The sequence below is a fragment of the Roseibaca calidilacus genome, assembly GCF_001517585.1.
Lineage (GTDB): Bacteria > Pseudomonadota > Alphaproteobacteria > Rhodobacterales > Rhodobacteraceae > Roseinatronobacter > Roseinatronobacter calidilacus.
In genome coordinates, this window is record NZ_FBYC01000004.1 from 935,216 (window position 1) to 955,391 (window position 20,176).

A 20,176-nucleotide genomic window follows, 5' to 3' on the forward strand; every position below is an offset into this window, starting at 1 on the left:
GCCAAAACCAAAACAGGGAGACGACAAGAATGAAAAATCTGCTTCTCACCACCGCATTGGCTGCCCTTGCAACCGGCGCGCAAGCCGACATCAAGGTCGGGATGATTACCACGCTGTCGGGTGGCGGCGCGGGCCTTGGTCTGGATGTGCGCGACGGGTTCTTGCTGGCGCTGGCCCAAGCGGGCCGCGACGACATTGAACTGGTCATCGAGGATGACCAGCAAAAGCCCGATATCGCCGTGCAACTGGCCGACAAGATGATCCAGTCCGAGCGCGTGGATGTGATGACCGGCATTATCTGGTCGAACCTTGCGATGGCGGTGATTCCGTCTGCGGTCAACCAAGGCGTGGTTTACCTGTCGCCCAATGCCGGGCCGTCGCAACTGGCCGGGCGCGGCTGCCATCCGAATTACTTCAACGTGGCATGGCAGAATGACAACCTGCACGAAGCGGCGGGCGCCTATGCCAACACCGCGGGCTATAGCAACAGCTTCATTCTGGCGCCGAACTACCCGGCTGGCCAAGATGCGCTGACGGGCTACAAGCGCATGTATGAGGGCGACTTGGCGGGCGAGGTCTATACCCAGCTTGGCCAGACCGATTATGCCGCTGAAATCGCGCAGATCCGTGCGTCGGGGGCCGATAGCGTGTTCTTCTTTCTGCCCGGCGGCATGGGCATTTCGTTCCTGAAGCAATATGCCGATAGCGGTGTGGATATCCCGGTGGTGGGTCCGGCCTTTAGCTTTGACCAAGGCATCTTGCAGGCGGTGGGCGAAGCGGCGCTGGGCGTGGTCAACACCGCGCAATGGTCGAAAGACATCGACATTCCGGTGAACACGGCATTCGTCGAAAGCTTTCAGGCCGAATTTGGCCGCTTGCCTTCGCTTTACGCCAGCCAAGGGTTCGACACGGCGAACCTGCTGATTTCTGCGCTGGAAAAGGCCGACCCGTCCGATAACGAGGCCTTCCGCGCAGCCCTGCGCGAGGCCGATTTCGACAGCACGCGCGGCGACTTCCGCTTCGGGCCGAACCAGCACCCGATCCAGACCATCTACGCGCGCGAGGTCATTCAGGAAGGCGATGTGTTCACCAACCGCATTATCGGGGTTGCGCTGGAAGACCATGCCGATGCCTATGCGGCAGAATGCCAGATGCCCTAAACGGTTCTTGGCGGCAGGGATGTCCTTGCCGCCAGTCCTGCTGGAAAGGTTCCCATGTCCACCATCCTTGTCATCGAACAGGTCCTGAACGGCCTGCAATCGGGCGTCATGCTGTTTTTGATGGCAGCGGGCCTGACGCTGATTTTCGGCGTCATGGGGCTGATTAACCTTGCGCATGGCTCGCTTTACATGGTGGGGGCCTTTGCTGCCGCCGCCGTGGCGGGCGCGACCGGGTCATTCCTGCTGGCGCTGCTGGCGGCGCTCGTGGCGGCGGCGGCGGCGGGCGTTCTGGTGGAAACGCTGGTCATTCGCCGCCTATATGCCGCCGACCATCTGGACCAAGTTCTGGCGACCTTCGCGCTGATCCTGATCTTTTCCGAAGGCACGCGGCTGATCTTCGGGTCGTTCCCGCTATACTTGGACATCCCAAGCTGGCTGTCTGGCCCGGTCACGCTGCCCGGCGGCATTCAATACCCGCTTTACCGCTTGGCGCTGATCGGGGCAGGGCTGGCGGTTGCCATGGCTTTGTGGCTGCTGATAGAGCGCACGCGCATCGGCATCCAGATTCGCGCGGGCGAAAATGACCGAGAGATGATTGCCGCCCTTGGTGTCGATATATCAAGGCTTTACACGCTGATCTTCGCGCTGGGGGCCGCCCTTGCGGGGCTGGCTGGCGCACTTGTAGGCGCGATCCAGTCGGTGCAGGTGGGCATGGGGGAACCCGTGCTGATCTTGGCCTTCGTCACGATTGTGATCGGCGGCATCGGGTCCATCAAGGGGGCGTTTATCGGCGCAATCCTTGTGGGGCTGACGCAAACTTTGGGCAGCGTGTTCCTGCCGGTGCTGTTTCGGCTGTTTCTGGACCCGGCCACGGCCATGTCCTTGGGCGCATCCTTGGCCAATATGGCAGTCTATATATTGATGAGCCTTGTGCTGATCTTCCGCCCCACCGGCCTGATGGGAGCGCGCGCATGATCCGCGAAAGCTACCTGAACGCCGCGCTTTTGGCCGGGCTGCTGGCGGTGCCGCTCTGCGCGCTGCTGCTGGATGAGCCCTTCATCATAACCCTTGCCACCCGCGCGGCCATTCTGGCGCTGGCCGCCGTGGGGCTGAACATTGCCCTTGGCTGGGGCGGGTTGGTCAGTTTTGGCCATGCCGCGTTTTTCGGGATCGGCGGCTATAGCATGGGCATTCTGGCGTTCCATGCGCAAAATTTCATGCCGCTGGATCTGGGTTTCATGGTGTTCGACGGCACGAAATCCATGCCCATTATCTGGCTGGTGGCGGTGGTCCTGTCAGCCTTCGTGGCGCTGCTTATCGGGCTGCTAAGCCTGCGCACCAGCGGGGTGTATTTCATCATGATTACCCTCGCTTTCGCGCAAATGTTCTATTACTTCGCCATTTCATGGTCGCGCTATGGCGGCGAGGACGGGATATCCATCTATATCCGCAACGATTTTCCCGGCCTGGACACGCTGGTGCCGATCCAGTTTTTCAGCATCTGCTTTGCCGCGCTTCTGCTGGCGCTATGGCTGAACGCGCGGCTGGTGGCATCGCCCTTTGGCCTTGCGCTGAACGCAGCGCGGCAAGTGCCGGTGCGGGTGCAGACCGTGGGGCTGGACCCCGCGCGCCTGAAACTGGTGGCCTTTGTCATCTCGGGCGCGATCACCGGGCTGGCAGGGGCGCTGTTTGCCGACCTGAACCGCTTTGTCAGCCCGTCCATGTTTTCGTGGCATCTGTCGGGTGAATTGATCGTGTTGATTATCCTTGGCGGTGTGGGCCGCCTGATGGGGCCGGTGGTCGGTGCGATGCTGTTTGTTACGCTGGAACATGTTCTGGGCGGGTTCACCACGCATTGGCATATCGCGCTGGGGGCGATCTTGCTGGGCGTCGTGCTGTTCGCGCGCGGCGGCGTGATCGGGCTGGTTTGTGGACCGAAGGGGCAATCATGACCCAGACCATTCTGGAAACCCGTGGTATTTCCAAATCCTTCGGCAGCCTGAAGGCCAGCGATAGCGTGTCCATAGACCTGCGCGCGGGCGAAATCCATGCTGTGATCGGCCCAAATGGCGCGGGCAAATCGACGCTCATTCACCAGATCTGCGGCGGTCTGCGGCCCGATGCGGGGCAAGTGCTGCTGCAAGGGCAGGACGTGACCGCACTCAGCACCGCCGCGCGGGCACGCAAGGGGCTTGGGCGGACCTTTCAGATTTCGGCGCTGGCAATGGAAGACAGCGTGCTGGAAAACGTGATGCTGGGCGCGCTGGGGGCCAGCGGGCGGCCTTGGCGGTTCTTGGCACCTGTCATGGGCGACCGCGCCTTGCGCGACCGCGCCGAGGCCGCCTTGGAACGCGTCGGCCTGCAAGACAACAGGCAGACCCGCACCGCAGCACTTAGCCACGGCCAGCGCCGCCAGTTGGAGGTCGCCGTGGCCCTAACCCTTGACCCGCGCGCCTTTGTCATGGACGAACCCATGGCAGGCCTTGGCGCGGAAGGGTCCAAGACCCTGACCGGCTTTCTGGACGGGTTGCGCGATCAGGCCCCGATCCTGCTGGTGGAACATGACATGGATGCGGTGTTTGCACTGGCCGACCGCATCAGCGTGCTGGTTTACGGGCGTATCATCGCCACCGGGTCGGTTGATGACATCCGCACCAACCCAGAAGTGCGCGACGCCTATCTGGGGGAAAGCGCATGACATTGCTGCGGGTCGAAAACCTGACTGCCCGTTACGGCGCCTCGCAAGCCTTGTTCGGGGTGGATTTCACGCTGGCCGAGGGCGAGGTTCTGGCGCTGATGGGCCGCAATGGCATGGGCAAGACCACCACCGTCAAGGCCATTTGCCGGATGATCCCGTCGCAGGGCAGGCTGGAATTTTCCGGCCAAAACCTGCATGTTCTTCCCAGTTTCCGTGCCGCGCGCCTTGGCCTTGGGCTGGTGCCGGAAGGGCGGCGCTGTTTTGCCAGCCTGAGCGTGGCTGAAAACCTGATCGCCGCCGCGCGCCCCGGTCATTGGACATTGGAGCGCGTCACCCGGTTTCTGCCGCGCTTGGGCGAACGGTTGGGGCAGCGCGCGGCATCACTGTCGGGGGGCGAACAGCAGATGCTGGCCATTGGCCGCGCGCTGATGACCAATCCGCGCCTGCTGATCCTCGACGAGGCCACCGAGGGGCTGGCCCCCCTGATCCGGGCCGAGATCTGGGGCACCATCGCCGCGCTGAAACGCGACAGCGGCATGTCGATCCTTGTCATTGACAAGACGCTGTCGGAACTGGCGCAGGTGGCTGACAGCGCCGCGATCATCGCGCGCGGCAAGACCGTCTGGTCTGGCGCCATGGAAGACCTGAGCGCCGATGTCACCGAGCAATATGTGGGTGTCTAGGCATGTATGAATTTCACCAGAAGGTTCTGTTCAAGCATTGCGACCCCGCCGGGATCGTGTTTTTCCCGCGCTACTATGAGATGGTCAATGATTGCGTGGAAGCCTTCTTTGCCGATGTGCTGGATTGGCCGTTTGAGGCCATGCATGGGGCCGGGGCCGTGCCGACCCGCGCCATCGACACTGAATTCCTCGCGCCCTCGCGCCATGGCGATGCGCTGGTGCTGGAAATGCGGATCACAGCACTTGGCCGCACGTCCTGCGGCTATGGCATTGTTGCGCGCTGCGCTGGGCAAACAAGGTTCACCCACCGCGCCACGCTGGTCAATGTGGATGCGGCAGGCCGCCCCAATGCATGGCCCGCACGCGTGGCCGCGACGCTAGAGCAAGTGAAAGACCCGACATGACGCATAAAACCATCCAACCGAGCGGCTGGCTGCCTGCCAAGGGCTATGCCAACGGTATGCTTACGCGTGACGGCGTTTTGCACATTGGCGGGCAGATCGGCTGGGACGGCGATCAGCGGTTCGTTGCCAATGATTTCGTGGGCCAGATGCGGCAGGCTTTGGCCAATATCGTGGCGATTGTCGAAGCCGCGGGCGGCCAGGCCAGCGACATTACCCGCCTGACATGGTTTGTCACCGACAAGCGCGAATATCTTGCGCGTCAGGCCGAGGTGGGCCGCGCCTACCGCGAGGTGATGGGCAAGCATTTCCCCGCCATGTCGATGGTTGTTGTGGCCGGGCTGGTCGAGGATGCCGCCTTGGTCGAGATTGAGGCCACCGCCCATATTGCAGCCGCAGAAAACCGCTAAAGCATGTCGCGCAAAAGTGGTTCCCGGTTTTGCGCAAGTAGACATGCGGTCATAAAAGGCTGGAGTGTGGCGCGTGAATGCAAATGAACGCGATGCACTCTGGACAAAGCTTGCGCAACGGGCCACTCTACCCCTGATGGTGCCCGGCCCCGGTGGGGTTGGCTGAAAAGGGAACATGGTGCGGGCTTGCCCCTAGTCCATGACTGCCCCCGCAACTGTAAGCGGCAAGCACCCCCGACATGACCACTGGCCTTGCGCCGGGAAGGGTTGGGGGCGCGTTGAGCCGCAAGTCAGGAGACCTGCCATCACCGCCCCGTTGCATGCCGCAACAGGGCGTTTGTTGGAACCGGGCGGGGTGCCTCGGGGGTCAGACATCGGCGCGCGCGCCCGACCCCTTTGGCAGGCCGTCCTCATGCGCGGAGGGCGCTATGCTGTTAAACCACACGATCCTGCAACTTCGAACCACGGGGCTGCCGCCCAAGCGCGCCCGCGAATTGGGCCATCTGGGCTATTTGCAATGGCTGGGCAGTTTGCCCGGTTTTGCCAGTTACCAAGCAGAGGCCATGCGCGCCTATGCCGCCGCAAAACCCTATCTGCGCGAATCCCCGGCGCTGGCGGTGTTTTGCGAGCTATTGGTGGAAAGCACGCGCAATCCCGCGCAGCCGCTGACTTTGATCTTGCCGTCCAAACAACGGCGCGGCGGCGCCAAAGGGCGGCGCGCGGTTATGTGATCCGGCCCTGAATATGAATTGAATTCATAGTCTGGGTGAAAATCATTCGGTTTTTTCCGGGTTCGGGCAAGGCTATATCCTGCCCGAACCCTCAGGCATGGAAGAACAGACCCGATGAAAGATGTTGCCCTGCACGACTCGCCCGTTCTGGCAGAATTGCGCGCTTTGGTCAGCGAACGCATTCTGGTGCTGGACGGGGCCATGGGCACGATGATCCAGACCCTTGGCCTGTCGGAAGAGGATTACGCGGGCGGCGGCCATATCCATGGCCCCACTTGCCGCCACCACACCGACCACCCGCAACAGGGCAATAACGACCTGCTGGTGTTGACCAAGCCTGACGCGATCGAAGATATCCATTACCAATTCGCCATGGCGGGTGCGGATATTCTGGAAACCAACACGTTTTCCGGCACCACCATTGCACAGGCTGATTACGGGCTGGAAGGCGCGATCCATGATCTAAGCGTGGCGGGCGCGCAGGTCGCGCGGCGCGCGGCGGACCGGGCGCAGGCCGCGGATGGCAAGCGCCGCTTCGTGGCCGGGGCCGTGGGGCCAACGAACCGCACCGCGTCCATCAGCCCCGATGTAAACGATCCCGGGTTTCGCGCAGTCACATTTGACGATCTGCGCCGCGCTTACGGGCAGCAGATGGAAGGGCTGATCGAAGGCGGCGCCGATATTATCCTGATTGAAACCATTTTCGACACGCTCAACGCCAAGGCCGCGATATTTGCGGCGTTCGAGGTGTTCCAGAAAATCGGCCAGCGCTTGCCGCTGATGATTTCGGGCACGATTACCGATGCATCGGGCCGCACGCTGTCGGGGCAGACGCCCACCGCCTTTTGGCATTCGGTCGCCCATGCGCGGCCCTTTACCGTGGGGCTGAATTGCGCGCTGGGGGCCGACCTGATGCGCCCGCATCTGGCCGAGATTGCCGGTGTGGCCGACACATTCACCTGCGCTTACCCCAATGCCGGGCTGCCCAATGCCTTTGGCGGTTATGACGAAACGCCCGAGCAAACCGCCGCCCTTGTCGGCGGCTTTGCCCGTGACGGGTTGGTCAATGTGGTGGGCGGCTGCTGCGGCACCACGCCCGACCACATCCGCGCGATTGCCGACGCCGTTGCCCCCTATGCCCCTAGAGAGGTGCCCGCATGACCCGTTATTTGCGACTATCTGGTCTGGAACCCTTCGTGCTGACGCCCGATATTCCGTTTGTGAATGTGGGCGAGCGCACCAATGTCACCGGCTCTGCCAAGTTCCGCAAGCTGATCGTGAATCGCGACTACGCCACCGCGCTGGATGTCGCGCGCGAGCAGGTCGAGAACGGCGCGCAGATCATCGATGTGAACATGGATGAAGGGCTGATCGACAGCAAAAAGGCAATGGTCGAGTTCCTGAACCTTGTCGCCGCCGAACCCGACATCGCGCGCGTGCCGATCATGATCGACAGCTCTAAATGGGAGGTGATCGAAGCCGGCCTGCAATGCGTGCAGGGCAAATCGGTGGTCAATTCCATTTCCATGAAGGAAGGCGAAGACCAGTTCCGCGAACAGGCGGGGCTGTGTCTGGCCTATGGCGCGGCGGTCGTGGTCATGGCGTTTGACGAGCAGGGCCAAGCCGATACTTTCGCCCGCAAGACAGAGATCTGCGCGCGCGCCTACCGTATCTTGACTGAAGAGTTGGGCTTTCCGCCCGAAGACATCATTTTCGACCCGAACATCTTTGCTGTCGCCACGGGCATCGAGGAACACGACAATTACGGTGTCGATTTCATCAATGCGACGCGCTGGATACGCGAAAACCTGCCCCACGCGCATGTGTCGGGCGGCGTGTCGAACCTGTCCTTTTCGTTTCGCGGCAATGACACGGTGCGCGAGGCGATGCATGCGGTCTTCCTGTATCACGCCATCCGCGCGGGCATGGATATGGGCATTGTCAACGCGGGCCAACTGGCGGTCTATGACCAGATCGACCCTGATCTACGCGAGGCTTGCGAAGATGTGGTGCTGAACCGCCAGCCCAAATCCGGCGGCACCGCGACCGAGAACCTTTTGGACCTTGCCGACCGCTTCAAGGGCGGCAAACGCGAAGAGCGCGTGCGCGATCTGGCATGGCGCGAGTGGCCGATTGACAAGCGGCTGGAACATGCACTGGTCAACGGCATTACGGAATTCATCGACGCCGACACCGAAGAAGCGCGGCAAGCTGCCACGCGCCCGCTTGATGTGATCGAAGGGCCGCTGATGGCGGGTATGAACGTGGTGGGCGATCTGTTCGGCGCGGGCAAGATGTTCTTGCCGCAGGTGGTGAAATCCGCCCGTGTCATGAAACAGGCCGTGGCCGTTCTGCTGCCCTATATGGAAGAAGAAAAGCGCCTGAATGGCGGCACCGGGCGGCAATCCGCGGGCAAGATCCTGATGGCAACGGTCAAGGGCGATGTGCATGACATTGGCAAGAACATTGTCGGCGTCGTGCTGGCCTGCAATAATTTCGATGTGATCGATCTTGGCGTGATGGTGCCGCCGCAAAAGATTTTGCAAGTGGCGCGCGACGAAAAGGTCGATGTGATCGGTCTGTCAGGGCTGATTACGCCCTCGCTGGACGAGATGGTGCACTTGGCGTCCGAGATGGAGCGCGAAGGCATGGACCTGCCGCTTCTGATTGGCGGGGCGACCACGTCCAAGGTGCATACCGCGGTCAAGATCGCGCCGCGCTATTCCGGCCCTGCGGTCTATGTGCTGGATGCCAGCCGCGCCGTGGGGGTGGTCAGCAACCTGTTGTCACCCGCGAATAAGGCCGGGTTTGTGGATGGCATCCGCACCGAATATGCCGAAGTGACCGCCCGGCACGAACGCGCCGAGGCCGCGAAAGACCGTCTGCCGCTGGCCAAGGCCCGCGCCAACCCGCTGCGGCTGGATTGGGACAGCTACCACCCTACCGCGCCCAAATTCACCGGCACACGCGTGATCGATGATTGGGATCTGGCCGAACTGGCCGAATATATAGACTGGACGCCTTTCTTCCAGACTTGGGAAATGAAAGGGGTTTATCCCAAAATCCTTGACGACCCGAAACAAGGCGACGCCGCGCGCGCGCTGCTGGCCGACGCGCAAGACATGCTGAACCGCATTATTGCCGAGAAATGGTTCACCCCGCGCGCGGTGGTCGGGTTCTGGCCCGCCAATACGGTGGGCGATGATATTCGCCTGTTCGCCGATGACAGCCGCAGCACGGAACTGGCCACGTTCCATACGCTGCGCCAACAGCATAGCAAGCGGGCCGGGCGGCCAAACCTGGCCTTGTCGGATTTCGTGGCGCCGCTTGGCACGCCCGACCATATCGGCGGCTTTGTCGTGACCGCCGGCCCCGAAGAGGTCGAGATCGCCGCGCGCTTCGACCGCGCGAATGACAATTACGCCGCCATCATGGTCAAAGCCTTGGCCGACCGCATGGCAGAGGCCATGGCAGAGGCGCTGCACGCCCGCGTGCGCCGCGATTATTGGGGCTATGCGCCGGACGAAGGCTTCACCGCGCAAGAGCTGATCGCCGAACCCTATGCCGGCATTCGCCCGGCGCCGGGCTACCCTGCGCAACCCGACCACACCGAAAAGCGCACGCTTTTCAAGCTGCTTGATGCAGAGGAGGCGACCGGTGTCACGCTGACCGAAAGCATGGCCATGTGGCCGGGATCATCCGTTTCGGGGCTGTATATGGCGCATCCGGACAGCTATTATTTTGGCGTGGCAAAGGTCGAACGCGACCAAGTTGCCGATTATGCTGCGCGCAAGGGCATGGATATGGCAGAGGCGGAGCGCTGGCTGGCCCCGGTGCTGAATTACGACCCCAATGCGCGACAGGCGGTCGCGGCCGAATAACCCCCCTCGCGCGCGGCGCGCGGGGCTGCTATCCATCGGGACATTCAGCGCAAGGACAACGCCTATGGACGACATCGCCCGCCGCCATAACGAGAAGATGAAGCGCATCAAGGAAGCGCGCGACAAGATCATGGCAACCAAGACCGAAGAACGCGGTCTGATCATGGTGCATACCGGCAATGGCAAGGGCAAATCCTCGTCCGGGTTCGGGATGATCATGCGCTGTATCGCGCATGGTATTCCGTGTTCGGTTGTCCAGTTCATCAAGGGCGGATGGGAAACCGGCGAGAAGATGTTCCTGCGCGAACGGTTCGCCAAGGAATGCCGGTTTTTCGTGTCGGGCGAGGGGTTTACATGGGAAACGCAGGACCGCGACCGCGACGTGGCAGCGGCCCAAAACGGCTGGCGCATTGCCCAAGAACAGATCTTGGACCCTGAAATCGGCTTCGTGTTGCTGGACGAGATCAATATCGCGCTGCGCTACGACTATCTGGATATCGACGAGGTGGTCGATTTTCTGCAAAGCCGCAAACCGCCGATGACCCATGTCTGCCTGACCGGGCGCAACGCCAAGCCGGAATTGCTGGAAGCCGCCGATCTTGTGACCGAGATGACGCTTCTCAAACACCCGTTCAAGGATGGCGTGAAAGCCCAGAAGGGCATCGAATTCTGATCCGTTGCAGGGGGCTTTGCCCCCGCCGCGCGTGCCGCGCAACTCCCCCAGGATATTTTTCCAAGGATGAAAAGGCTTTGTTTACCATTTTGGGCCAGGTTGGAGTTGCGGCACAGGGAGGGATCCCGATGGCCGCCAAGGGTGAAAGCACCGCGTCCTCCCCGGTTCCCCGGCCCAGGGCGCGGTGCCGACCCGGCTTTTGGCGCTCCGATCCTATTCATCCTTGCAAAAATATCCCCGCCGGAGGCGCATGTCAGCCGCTCCGCGCAAGTTGTGGGATGTTGCCGTGACCGCTTTGATGATTCAAGGCACCGGCAGCAATGTCGGAAAATCGCTGCTGGTGGCGGGGCTGTGCCGTGCGGCGCGGCGGCGCGGGCTGTCCGTGGCCCCGTTCAAGCCGCAGAACATGTCGAATAACGCGGCTGTGACCGCCGACGGTGGTGAGATCGGGCGCGCGCAGGCGCTTCAGGCGCGCGCGGCGGGGCTGGAGCCGGTGGTCGACATGAATCCGGTGCTGTTGAAGCCGGAATCTGAGACCGGCGCGCAGGTCATCGTTCAGGGGAAGCGTTTGACCAGCACGCGCGCGGCGGATTACGCCGCGTTGAAGCCCGGATTGATGGGCTATGTGCTGGAAAGTTTCAAACGGTTGCGCGGGCAGCATGATCTGATTCTGGTCGAAGGTGCTGGCAGCCCGGCCGAAGTGAACCTGCGCGCCCATGACATTGCCAATATGGGCTTTGCCCGCGCCGCCGATGTGCCGGTAATTCTGGCGGGGGATATTGATCGCGGCGGCGTGATCGCTCAGATCGTGGGCACGCAAGCCGTGTTGGAGCGCGGCGATGCCGCGCAGATCGCAGGCTTTATCATCAACCGGTTTCGGGGTGATCCGCGTCTGTTCGACGATGGCTACAAGATGATCGCAGCGCGCACGGGCTGGCGGGGCTATGGGGTTTGCCCGTGGTTTGCCGATGCGTGGAAACTGCCCGCCGAAGATGCGCTGGACCTGAGCGCACCCGCGCGGGCGGCGGGCTTGCATATTGTCTGCCTTGCTCTGTCACGGATTGCCAATTTTGACGATCTGGACCCGCTGGCGCTAGAACCGGGGGTGCGCCTGACCATGCTTGGTCCGGGCCGCGCCATTCCCGGCGATGCTGATCTGGTCATTCTGCCGGGAACCAAATCCACCCGCGCCGATTTGGCATTTTTGCGGGCGCAAGGGTGGGATCTGGACCTTTTGGCGCATTCTCGGCGCGGGGGGCATATTCTGGGCATATGCGGCGGCTATCAGATGCTGGGCCGGACCGTGGCCGACCCAGACGGGGTGGATGGCCCGCCCGGCACGACGCCCGGTCTTGGGCTGTTGCAGGTCGACACCGTCATGGCGGGCGATAAATGCCTGTCCCGTGTGCAGGGGGTGCATCTGGGCAGCGGGCAGCCGCTGCAAGGGTATGAGATGCATATGGGCCGCACATGCGGCGAAGATCAGGCGCGCCCCTTCGCCACGCTTGCCGGGGGGCCGGAAGGGGCGGTCAGCGCGGATGGGCGCGTGGCTGGAACCTACCTGCATGGAATGTTTGCTACCGATGCGTTCCGTGCCGCATGGCTGGGCGGCTTTGGGGTGGCGCGGTCTGACATTGGGTTCGAGGCGACGGTCGAGGCCACGCTGGATGCGCTGGCCGACCATCTGGAGGAAGCGCTGGATGTAGACGGCTTGCTGGCTGTCGCGCGTTGATCCCTGTTTTCCCGTGCGCGGCGACTTGCCCTGCAACTGAACGCTTGACTGCGGCGGCATGTTTCTTTCGGCGGCGCATGATATTTTTTGCAAGAATCTCTTGAACCGTGGCGTGTTTTCCCCAAGTATGTTAATGTGAATAACATTCACACCAAGGCATGGCTTAATTTTGAGAAGGGGACGACATGACAACGCTTGCAGCACCGTCAAACTGGTTTCGCCGCGCGGAACTCTGGCTTGATGGCTACGGAAAACCGGCTTGGATTGCCGCAATGGTTCTGGGCTTTATCCTGTTCTGGCCGATCGGCCTTGCAATTCTTGCCTACATGATCTGGGGGAAACACATGTTCAAATCATCTTGCCGCAAATCTTATGCTATCGGCGGCGCGGGCAAATCGTCCGGCAACAGCGCGTTCGATGCCTACAAGGCTGACACGCTGCGCCGTCTGGAAGATGAACAGGCCGCCTTTGACGCGTTCCTGACCCGCCTGCGCGAGGCCAAGGACAAGGCGGAATTCGACCAGTTCATGGCCGACAATCGCAAACAACGCGACGCCGAAACACGCGATGTTTCCGCACCGCTCTGAACCAAGCTGACCCAGGCGACCGCCCCATTCGGGGCGGTTTTCGCGTTGTGGTCCTTGCGCCGCAGCACACAATATTCTGCGCATTCGGCTGCAAAGGGTGGTTGGCAGGGGTAGGTTGCCGCCGTAAGGTCCGCCCAACAGGCAGGCAACAAGGCAAACCGACATGGCGCGCTCCCAGTTCGGGACAAAAACACAGTTTTCGCGGCCCGTGCGCCAGATCGTCTTGATGTGGCTGGTGATCGGTCTGGTGGCGCTGGGGTCCTATTTTGCCTATCCGCGCGTGTCGGGCATCTTTCTGGCCAATGTCTGGCTGAATGGTGTGATCTTCTTCGTCTTCGTCATAGGCGTGCTGGCGACCTTTTGGCAGGTGATTCAGCTTAACCGCTCGATTGTCTGGATCGAGGGGTTCGCTGCGGAACGTCCGGGGCATGAAGCGACCGTGCCGCCGGGCTTGCTGGTGCCGCTTGCCGCGTTGCTGAGAGGCCGGGGCAGGGGGGCACAGATTGGGTCTGCATCGGCGCAATCCATACTTGATTCCGTCGCCACACGGCTGGACGAGTTGCGTGATATCACCCGCTATATCATCAGCTTGCTGATTTTCCTTGGCCTATTGGGCACGTTCTACGGGTTGGCAACCACGGTCCCTGCCGTGGTCGACACCATCCGCTCGCTGGCCCCGGATGACAACCAGACCGGGATAGAGGTGTTTGCAAACCTCATGTCCGGGCTGGAAGCTCAATTGGGCGGGATGGGGACCGCGTTTTCCTCGTCGCTGTTGGGGCTGGCCGGGTCGCTGGTCGTGGGCTTGCTGGAACTCTTTGCAGGCCATGGCCAGAACCGTTTTTACCGCCAGTTGGAAGAATGGATGTCCTCCATCACCCGGCTGGGCTTTGCCGGGGGGGATGTCGATCAGGGGCAGGAATTGGGCGCGATTGTCCAAGTGCTCGATTCCATGGCCGAACAGATGGAAGCCATGCGCCGCCAGCAGCTTCAGGCCGATACCGAGCGCGCCCAACTGGATCAGGCACTTGGCCTGCTGGTAGAGGCCATCGACCGGCTAGCCGGCAGTTCCTTGGGCACGGCCGACCCCGCGCTAGAGCGGATCGCCACCGCGCAAGAACAGATCCTTGGCTATTACCAAAGCGATGACGGGCAGGGCGGGCCGCATTCCGATGCCGAGATCCGCTTGCGCCTGCGCAACATAGATGGCCAGCTTTTGCGCATTTCAGAGGAATTGTCGGCCGGGCGGCTGGAAACCACCGCCGATCTGCGCTCTGACCTGTCGACCCTGACATTAGCTGTGCGGCAATTGTCGCGGTCGGGCTTTGGAGCGGCGCGCAAGGACGGGGCGTAGCCATGGGCTTGTCGCGCAGGGGCAACCAACGCGATGTCAGCGGCGCAATCTGGCCCGGTTTCGTCGATGCGATGACGGCGCTTTTGCTGGTTCTGATGTTCGTGCTGTCCATTTTCATGATCGTGCAATTCGTTCTGCGGGACACGATCAGCGCGCAAGACACGCAGTTGCGGGGGCTTAGCGCCGAGGTTGCGGAACTGACCAATGCGCTTGGCCTGTCGCGCGACCGGGTTGGCGCATTGGAAGGGCAGGTCAGCGGGCTGCAAGATGACCTGAGCGGTGCCGAAGCGCAGATCGCCGCCCAGCTTGCCACCATTTCCGGCCTGAACCGTGATCTGGCCGCGCGCGACAGCGCCTTGGCAGAGGCCCGCACCCAGATCACCGATTTTGAAGCGCAGGTCGCAAGCCTGATCGCCGCGCGCGACACGGCTTTGGCAGAGGGCGCGGCGCTGAGTGCCGAACGCGACGACCTGGAAGCCGCGCAAAGCCGCCTGATCGATGAGCAAGAGGCGCTGCAACTGGCGCTTGCCAGTTTGCGCGACGAGTTGGACGCCGAAACCGAATCTGCCCGACTGGCCGCCGCGCGCGCCGACGCAATAGAAGCCGCGCTGGCAGAGGCGCAGGCACAGGCCGAAGCGCAGGAACTGTCGCTGGCCCAGCTTGCCGCAGAGCTGCAAACGGCCGAAGAATCGCAAGCGCAGTTGCAGGGCGAACGCGCGCGGCTAGAGGATTTGTTGGCGCAATCCTCTGCCACCGAAGAAGACCTGCAATCGCGCCTGACGGCAACGCTGGAGCGCTTGTCGCACGCCGAAACCACGGGCGAAGGTTTACGCGCCGAACTGGCCGAAGCCGAATCCGAATTGTCGCTGCAAGAAGCCGCGCGCGTTGCCGCATTGGCCCGCGCCGAGGAGTTGGCCCTAGAGCTTGCCGCGCGCGATGAGCGCCTGACAGAGGAAGAAGCCTTGCGCATTGCCGCACAAGCGCGGGCAGAGGAATTGGCCGCAGCGCAAGCGGACCGCGACGGCGCACAGGACGCGTTGCAAGCCCAGATCGACCGGCTGCGGTCCGATCTGTCAGAGGCCGAGCGCGCGCAACTGGCAGAGGCCGCCGCCGCGGAAACCCTGCGCAGGCAACTGGCCGAGGCCGAGGGCGCGCTGACCGAAGAAGAACGCGCGCGCTTGGCCGAGCTTGCCGCCGCCGAAGCCTTGCGCGAACGTCTGGCCGAAGCGGATGCGGAACTGACCGCCCTGACCCTGTCGCTGGAACAAGAACGCGCCCGCGCCGAAGAGACATTGACTCTTTTGGCCGCCGCGCGCGGGGCCGAGGACGATCTGCAAGCAGAGCTTGACCGCGAGATCAGCGAGCGCGAACGGGTTGCTGCGCTGTTGTCGATCGCGCGCGAGCAGATTGCAGAGCAGGATGCCGCAAGCACCGAAGATGCGCGCCGGATGGAAGCCCTGAACCAGCAGGTTTCGGCGCTGCGCGGGCAGGTCGGCGGGTTGCAAGACCTGCTGGGCGAAGCCCGCGCCCGCGCCGAGGCCAGCGACACCCAGATCGAAACGCTTGGCGCGGAACTGAACTTGGCACTTGCGGAACTGGCCGCCGAGCAAAAGGCGCGCGCCGATCTGGAAGCGGAAGAACGCCGACGGTTGGAGCGTTTCCAGTCGGAATTCTTCGGGCGGTTGCGCGATCTGCTGGAAGGACGCGATGAAATTCAGGTGGTTGGGGACCGGTTCGTGTTCTCCTCCGAGGTTCTGTTCGAATTGGGATCGGCGGAATTGTCGAGTTCCGGCCAAGGGCAGATTGCCAATGTCGTGCGAATCTTGCGCGAAGTGTCGGATCGCATTCCGCCCGAAATCGACTGGATTTTGCGGGTGGATGGGCATACCGACAATCTGGCAGTGTCACCCGGTGCTGAATTTGCCGATAACTGGGAGTTGAGCCAAGCGCGGGCGCTGTCTGTGGTGCGTTTCATGACCGAAGAGCTTGGCTTTCCGCCCGATCGGCTGGCGGCCACCGGGTTCGGGGAATACCGGCCTGTAAACACCGCCAACACGGCGGCTGCGCGCGCGCAAAACCGCCGGATTGAACTGAAACTGACCGAGCGATAGGCAAAGCATTTCCGCGGGCCGCCGGCATTGGCTGTGCTCACATATCCGGGGTCTGATGCCGGAGAGTGCAGAATCCTACGCTAAGCGGTGAGAACCCGTTTCCCGTAATCGCGCAGATTGCCGTTCGGGTCGACATATCGGTAGAGTGTGACCGGTTTGACCCCCAATTCCTTACAAAGTTCTGAAACCGATGTGTCGCGGCTGGCCATAGCGGCCTGCGCCATTCGCACCTGCGCTTTTGTCAGAGCAAATTTCCTTCCACCTTTCCGGCCGCGGGCGCGGGCGGCTTGTAACCCGGCCATTGTGCGTTCGCGTATCAACTCGCTTTCAAATTCGGCGAGAGCGGCAAAGATGCCGAATGAAAGCCGTCCTGCCGCAGTTGTTGTGTCAATCTGCGCCCCTTGCCCGGTTAGAACCTTGAGGCCGACGCCACGCTCGGACAGCATGCTGACGGTTTTAACAAGGTGGTGGAGGCTGCGCCCCAAGCGGTCGAGCTTCCACACGACCAGCACATCCCCCTCACGCAATGCCTTGAGGCAGTCCTCCAGACCGGATCGGTCATCCTTCTTGCCCGACGCCAGATCTGAGTAAATCTGTTCTTCTTCCACGCTCGCTGTGATCAAGGCATCCCGCTGCAGGTCTAGGGACTGGCTACCGTCGGCTTTTGAGACGCGGGCATAGCCGATCAGCATGTTTCACAAACGTTCGTTTGAGGTGTTCTGAAAAGAAGCATGCTTTCAGCCATCAAAACAATTCCTTATTCAGTATCTTAATCATCAATAAACAAACCATTATAAGAAAGCAAAAGATACATGGCGCATCGTACCGTCCTGACCGAGCGGCAGCGCTCAGCACTTTTTGACCTTCCGACTGATCGAACCGTGATGCTGCGTCATTACACTTTGGCGGACGACGACTTGGAAATCATCCGCGCCCGTCGCCGCCCACACAATCGTTTCGGCTTTGCTCTCCAGCTTTGTGCGTTGCGCTACCCCGGTCGCTTGCTAACTCCGGGTGAGGTCATTCCACTGGAAGTCACGCGTTTTCTGGCGGCGCAACTTGGGCTGAAAGCGGACGATCTGGCGGGATATGCAAGCCGGGAAGAAACGCGCCACGAACACCTGGCTGCCCTGCGGGATCTTTATGACTACAAGATGTTCACTGGCCGAGGGTCGCGCGACCTGAAGGTCTGGATTGAGAACGAAGCCGAAACCGCCCGGTCGAACGAGGATTTGGCGCGGCGGTTCGTAGAGCAATGCCGGGCGACCCAGACCATCCTACCTGGGATCACGGTTATCGAACGGCTTTGCGCGGACGCACTTGTTGCTGCCGAGCGACGGATCGATGCGCGAATTGCTGACCGGCTGGATGATAAGACACGCAGCCGACTTGATGCCCTGCTGACGGAAACCGCAGACAGCTCCGTCACCCGCTTCGTCTGGCTCCGCCAGTTTGAGGTGGGTCAGAACTCAGCCGACATGAACCGCCTACTTGACCGGCTGGAATTCTTGCAGAGCATACCCGTGGAAAGATCTATTCTTGTCGGTGTGCCAGCCCACCGTATCGCGCGCCTCCGACGGCAAGGGGAACGGTATTTCGCCGGTGATCTGCGGGATATTTCAGGTGATCGTCGCCTTGCCATCCTCGCGGTCTGCGCTTTGGAATGGCGCAGCGCCATAGCAGACGCAGTGGTTGAGACCCACGATCGTATTGTCGGAAAGACGTGGCGGGAAGCAAAGCGTGCATGCGATGCTCGGGCAGATGACGCCAAGGCTGCTTTGAAAGACACCTTGCAGGGCTTCTCAAATTTTGGATCAGCTCTGCTGGAAGCACATGAAGATCAGGCCTCCCTGATGGAGGCCGTCCAAAACGCCGGAGGCTGGGCATCGCTGAGGGGGCTTGTTTCCACCGCCGCCCAACTGACCGACACATTGGCGGCTGATCCACTGGCACATGTTGTTCATGGGTATCATCGTTTCCGACGCTACGCGCCGCGCATGCTCCGGGCGCTCGATATTCAGGCAGCCCCGGTGGCCGAACCGTTGTTGGCAGCTGCCAGCATCATCGCGGGTACGGAAACGACGACTACCCGGCCACTGACCTTTCTGCGCCGGGCTTCGAAATGGCATCGACACTTGAATCACGACGATGGGAACCGGCTTTGGGAGGTGGCGGTCCTGTGCCACCTGCGCGACGCGTTCCGTGCCGGCGACATCTGGCTCGCACATTCCCGCCGGTATGGCGATCTCAAAGACGCGCTGGTTCCCGCCGAAGTCGCCAGGGCCACGCCAAAACTGGCCATGCCATTCGAACCGGAAATCTGGCTGGCAGATCGTAAATCTCGTTTGGCTGACAGCTTGCAGCTACTGGCCCGCGCCGCCAGGGCCGGTGCCATTCCGGGAGGCTCCATCGAAGACGGCGTGCTCAAGATCGACCGCTTGACTGCCGCTGTCCCTGAAGAGGCCGATGCCATGGTGCTCGATCTTTACAAACGCCTGCCAGAGATCAGGATCACCGACCTGCTGCTCGAAGTGGATGACGCGATCGGCTTTACCGAGGCCTTCACCCATCTGCGCACGGGCGTCCCATGCAAAGACAGGGTCGGCATGTTGAACGTGCTTCTGGCTGAAGGACTTAACCTTGGCCTCAGCAAAATGGCCGGGGCCACAAACACCCACGACTATTTCCAACTGTCGCGCTTGTCGCGGTGGCATGTCGAAAGCGAGGCGATGGCGCGCGCCTTGGCAATAGTGATCGAAGGCCAATCCGCCTTGCCAATGGCCCGGTTTTGGGGCGGTGGCACCAGCGCGTCCAGTGATGGGCAATTCTTCCCCACCACGCGCCAGGGCGAAGCGATGAACCTGATCAACGCCAAATACGGCCATGAACCCGGTTTGAAAGCCTACACCCATGTCTCCGACCAGTTCGGCCCCTTCGCCACCCAGACCATCCCGGCCACGGTGAACGAGGCCCCCTTACATCCTGGACGGCCTGTTGATGACAGACGCAGGCCAGAAAATACGCGAACAGTATGCCGACACGGGCGGCTTCACCGACCACGTCTTCGCCGTCACCGCCCTTCTGGGCTTTCAGTTCATCCCCCGCATCCGGGATCTGCCTTCCAAGCGCCTTTACCTCTTCGATCCGGCATCCTGCCCAAAAGAACTGAAGGGCCTGATCGGCGGCAAGGTCAGGGAACCCGTCATCAGCTCAAACTGGCCAGATATACTGCGCAGCGCGGCCACGATGGTGGCGGGCGCAATGGCCCCAAGCCAACTCTTGCGGAAGTTTGCATCCTATCCCCGACAGCATGAACTAGCGGTCGCATTGCGCGAAATCGGCCGGATCGAACGGACGCTCTTTATCATCGATTGGCTGCTGGATGCCGATATGCAACGCCGTGCCCAAATCGGCCTGAATAAGGGCGAAGCGCATCATGCGCTGAAAAACGCCCTGCGCATTGGGCGCCAAGGTGAAATCCGTGATCGAACAGCCCAAGGCCAGCACTTCCGAATGGCCGGGCTGAACCTCCTCGCTGCCATCATCATTTACTGGAACACAAACATCTCGGTCACGCTGTCGATAGTCGCCACAGTGATGGTTTGGACTGCTCAGCAAACCTTCTGGCGCATATCTCACCCCTCGGGTGGGCGCACATCCTTCTCACCGGCGAATACAGGTGGCCCAAAAGATGACCAAACGGCCTTAGCGTAGGATTCTGCACTCTCCGGCATCAGACCCCTGACAGATGTCGA

The 20,176-nt window shown here is 61.7% G+C and carries 16 protein-coding genes, 1 pseudogene and 1 riboswitch; of the genes and pseudogenes, 16 read left to right on the forward strand and 1 reads right to left on the reverse strand.

What is annotated here, in order from left to right; genetic code table 11:
- The first annotated feature begins 29 nt into the window (after window positions 1-29).
- The 15 genes from AWT76_RS08085 to AWT76_RS08155 all read left to right on the forward strand — a co-directional run bounded on the left by AWT76_RS08085 (window position 30) and on the right by AWT76_RS08155 (window position 16,421).
- Window positions 30-1,160 carry an ABC transporter substrate-binding protein gene (locus AWT76_RS08085; RefSeq protein ID WP_072245902.1) on the forward strand — a complete coding sequence of 377 codons (1,131 nt, stop codon included), beginning with the start codon at window positions 30-32 and terminating at the stop codon, window positions 1,158-1,160.
- A 54-nt stretch (window positions 1,161-1,214) separates the two neighbouring features.
- Entirely contained in the window at window positions 1,215-2,135 is a 921-nt protein-coding gene (locus AWT76_RS08090; RefSeq protein ID WP_072245903.1) for a branched-chain amino acid ABC transporter permease, read from the forward strand.
- Window positions 2,132-3,112, forward strand: coding sequence for a branched-chain amino acid ABC transporter permease (locus tag AWT76_RS08095; protein ID WP_072245904.1), 981 nt, complete (start codon window positions 2,132-2,134; stop codon window positions 3,110-3,112). Before AWT76_RS08090 ends, AWT76_RS08095 begins: the two co-directional genes overlap by 4 nt.
- Window positions 3,109-3,858, forward strand: a complete 750-nt coding sequence (locus AWT76_RS08100) for an ABC transporter ATP-binding protein (RefSeq protein ID WP_072245905.1) — start codon at window positions 3,109-3,111, stop codon at window positions 3,856-3,858. The genes AWT76_RS08095 and AWT76_RS08100 overlap by 4 nt, the downstream gene beginning before the upstream one ends.
- Window positions 3,855-4,541, forward strand: a complete 687-nt coding sequence (locus AWT76_RS08105) for an ABC transporter ATP-binding protein (protein WP_072245906.1) — start codon at window positions 3,855-3,857, stop codon at window positions 4,539-4,541. Before AWT76_RS08100 ends, AWT76_RS08105 begins: the two co-directional genes overlap by 4 nt.
- 2 nt (window positions 4,542-4,543) lie before the next feature.
- On the forward strand, window positions 4,544-4,945 hold the full coding sequence (locus tag AWT76_RS08110) for an acyl-CoA thioesterase (RefSeq protein WP_072245907.1): 402 nt from the start codon (window positions 4,544-4,546) through the stop codon (window positions 4,943-4,945).
- Window positions 4,942-5,352: a RidA family protein gene (locus AWT76_RS08115; protein ID WP_072245908.1), complete on the forward strand. Its 411-nt coding sequence runs from the start codon at window positions 4,942-4,944 to the stop codon at window positions 5,350-5,352. The genes AWT76_RS08110 and AWT76_RS08115 overlap by 4 nt, the downstream gene beginning before the upstream one ends.
- A 120-nt stretch (window positions 5,353-5,472) precedes the next feature.
- Window positions 5,473-5,673: riboswitch (cobalamin riboswitch) on the forward strand.
- 107 nt (window positions 5,674-5,780) lie between these two features.
- Window positions 5,781-6,083 carry a hypothetical protein gene (locus AWT76_RS08120; RefSeq protein ID WP_072245909.1) on the forward strand — a complete coding sequence of 101 codons (303 nt, stop codon included), beginning with the start codon at window positions 5,781-5,783 and terminating at the stop codon, window positions 6,081-6,083.
- Between the two features lie 114 nt (window positions 6,084-6,197).
- Window positions 6,198-7,244, forward strand: coding sequence for a homocysteine S-methyltransferase family protein (locus tag AWT76_RS08125; protein ID WP_072245910.1), 1,047 nt, complete (start codon window positions 6,198-6,200; stop codon window positions 7,242-7,244).
- Window positions 7,241-9,964, forward strand: coding sequence for a methionine synthase (gene metH, locus AWT76_RS08130; RefSeq protein WP_072245911.1), 2,724 nt, complete (start codon window positions 7,241-7,243; stop codon window positions 9,962-9,964). Before AWT76_RS08125 ends, metH begins: the two co-directional genes overlap by 4 nt.
- 64 nt (window positions 9,965-10,028) lie before the next feature.
- On the forward strand, window positions 10,029-10,637 hold the full coding sequence (gene cobO, locus AWT76_RS08135) for a cob(I)yrinic acid a,c-diamide adenosyltransferase (protein ID WP_072245912.1): 609 nt from the start codon (window positions 10,029-10,031) through the stop codon (window positions 10,635-10,637).
- A gap of 286 nt (window positions 10,638-10,923) precedes the next feature.
- Window positions 10,924-12,369, forward strand: coding sequence for a cobyric acid synthase (locus AWT76_RS08140; RefSeq protein WP_082700266.1), 1,446 nt, complete (start codon window positions 10,924-10,926; stop codon window positions 12,367-12,369).
- 185 nt (window positions 12,370-12,554) lie between these two features.
- A complete protein-coding gene (locus AWT76_RS08145; RefSeq protein WP_072245914.1) occupies window positions 12,555-12,956 on the forward strand; it encodes a DUF2852 domain-containing protein in 402 nt (133 codons plus the stop codon).
- A gap of 163 nt (window positions 12,957-13,119) precedes the next feature.
- Window positions 13,120-14,310: an AAA family ATPase gene (locus tag AWT76_RS08150; RefSeq protein ID WP_072245915.1), complete on the forward strand. Its 1,191-nt coding sequence runs from the start codon at window positions 13,120-13,122 to the stop codon at window positions 14,308-14,310.
- A 2-nt stretch (window positions 14,311-14,312) separates the two neighbouring features.
- Window positions 14,313-16,421, forward strand: a complete 2,109-nt coding sequence (locus tag AWT76_RS08155; RefSeq protein ID WP_072245916.1) for a peptidoglycan -binding protein — start codon at window positions 14,313-14,315, stop codon at window positions 16,419-16,421.
- Between the two features lie 80 nt (window positions 16,422-16,501).
- Here the strand turns inward: AWT76_RS08155 and AWT76_RS08160 are convergent, their stop codons facing one another.
- Window positions 16,502-17,113, reverse strand: coding sequence for a recombinase family protein (locus AWT76_RS08160; protein ID WP_072245917.1), 612 nt, complete (start codon window positions 17,111-17,113; stop codon window positions 16,502-16,504).
- Between the two features lie 120 nt (window positions 17,114-17,233).
- On the opposite strand from AWT76_RS08160, the pseudogene AWT76_RS08165 reads away from it, so the two are divergent.
- Window positions 17,234-20,116 (forward strand): annotated as a pseudogene (locus AWT76_RS08165) (Tn3 family transposase).
- The last annotated feature ends 60 nt before the right edge of the window (window positions 20,117-20,176 follow it).

Bases quoted from the DNA above. Each gene is read 5' to 3' on its own strand.
- AWT76_RS08085 (WP_072245902.1), top strand. From the start codon at position 30: ATGAAAAATCTGCTTCTCACCACCGCATTGGCTGCCCTTGCAACCGGC.
- AWT76_RS08090 (WP_072245903.1), top strand. From the start codon at position 1,215: ATGTCCACCATCCTTGTCATCGAACAGGTCCTGAACGGCCTGCAATCG.
- AWT76_RS08095 (WP_072245904.1), top strand. From the start codon at position 2,132: ATGATCCGCGAAAGCTACCTGAACGCCGCGCTTTTGGCCGGGCTGCTG.
- AWT76_RS08100 (WP_072245905.1), top strand. From the start codon at position 3,109: ATGACCCAGACCATTCTGGAAACCCGTGGTATTTCCAAATCCTTCGGC.
- AWT76_RS08105 (WP_072245906.1), top strand. From the start codon at position 3,855: ATGACATTGCTGCGGGTCGAAAACCTGACTGCCCGTTACGGCGCCTCG.
- AWT76_RS08110 (WP_072245907.1), top strand. From the start codon at position 4,544: ATGTATGAATTTCACCAGAAGGTTCTGTTCAAGCATTGCGACCCCGCC.
- AWT76_RS08115 (WP_072245908.1), top strand. From the start codon at position 4,942: ATGACGCATAAAACCATCCAACCGAGCGGCTGGCTGCCTGCCAAGGGC.
- AWT76_RS08120 (WP_072245909.1), top strand. From the start codon at position 5,781: ATGCTGTTAAACCACACGATCCTGCAACTTCGAACCACGGGGCTGCCG.
- AWT76_RS08125 (WP_072245910.1), top strand. From the start codon at position 6,198: ATGAAAGATGTTGCCCTGCACGACTCGCCCGTTCTGGCAGAATTGCGC.
- metH (WP_072245911.1), top strand. From the start codon at position 7,241: ATGACCCGTTATTTGCGACTATCTGGTCTGGAACCCTTCGTGCTGACG.
- cobO (WP_072245912.1), top strand. From the start codon at position 10,029: ATGGACGACATCGCCCGCCGCCATAACGAGAAGATGAAGCGCATCAAG.
- AWT76_RS08145 (WP_072245914.1), top strand. From the start codon at position 12,555: ATGACAACGCTTGCAGCACCGTCAAACTGGTTTCGCCGCGCGGAACTC.
- AWT76_RS08150 (WP_072245915.1), top strand. From the start codon at position 13,120: ATGGCGCGCTCCCAGTTCGGGACAAAAACACAGTTTTCGCGGCCCGTG.
- AWT76_RS08155 (WP_072245916.1), top strand. From the start codon at position 14,313: ATGGGCTTGTCGCGCAGGGGCAACCAACGCGATGTCAGCGGCGCAATC.
- AWT76_RS08160 (WP_072245917.1), bottom strand. From the start codon at position 17,113: ATGCTGATCGGCTATGCCCGCGTCTCAAAAGCCGACGGTAGCCAGTCC.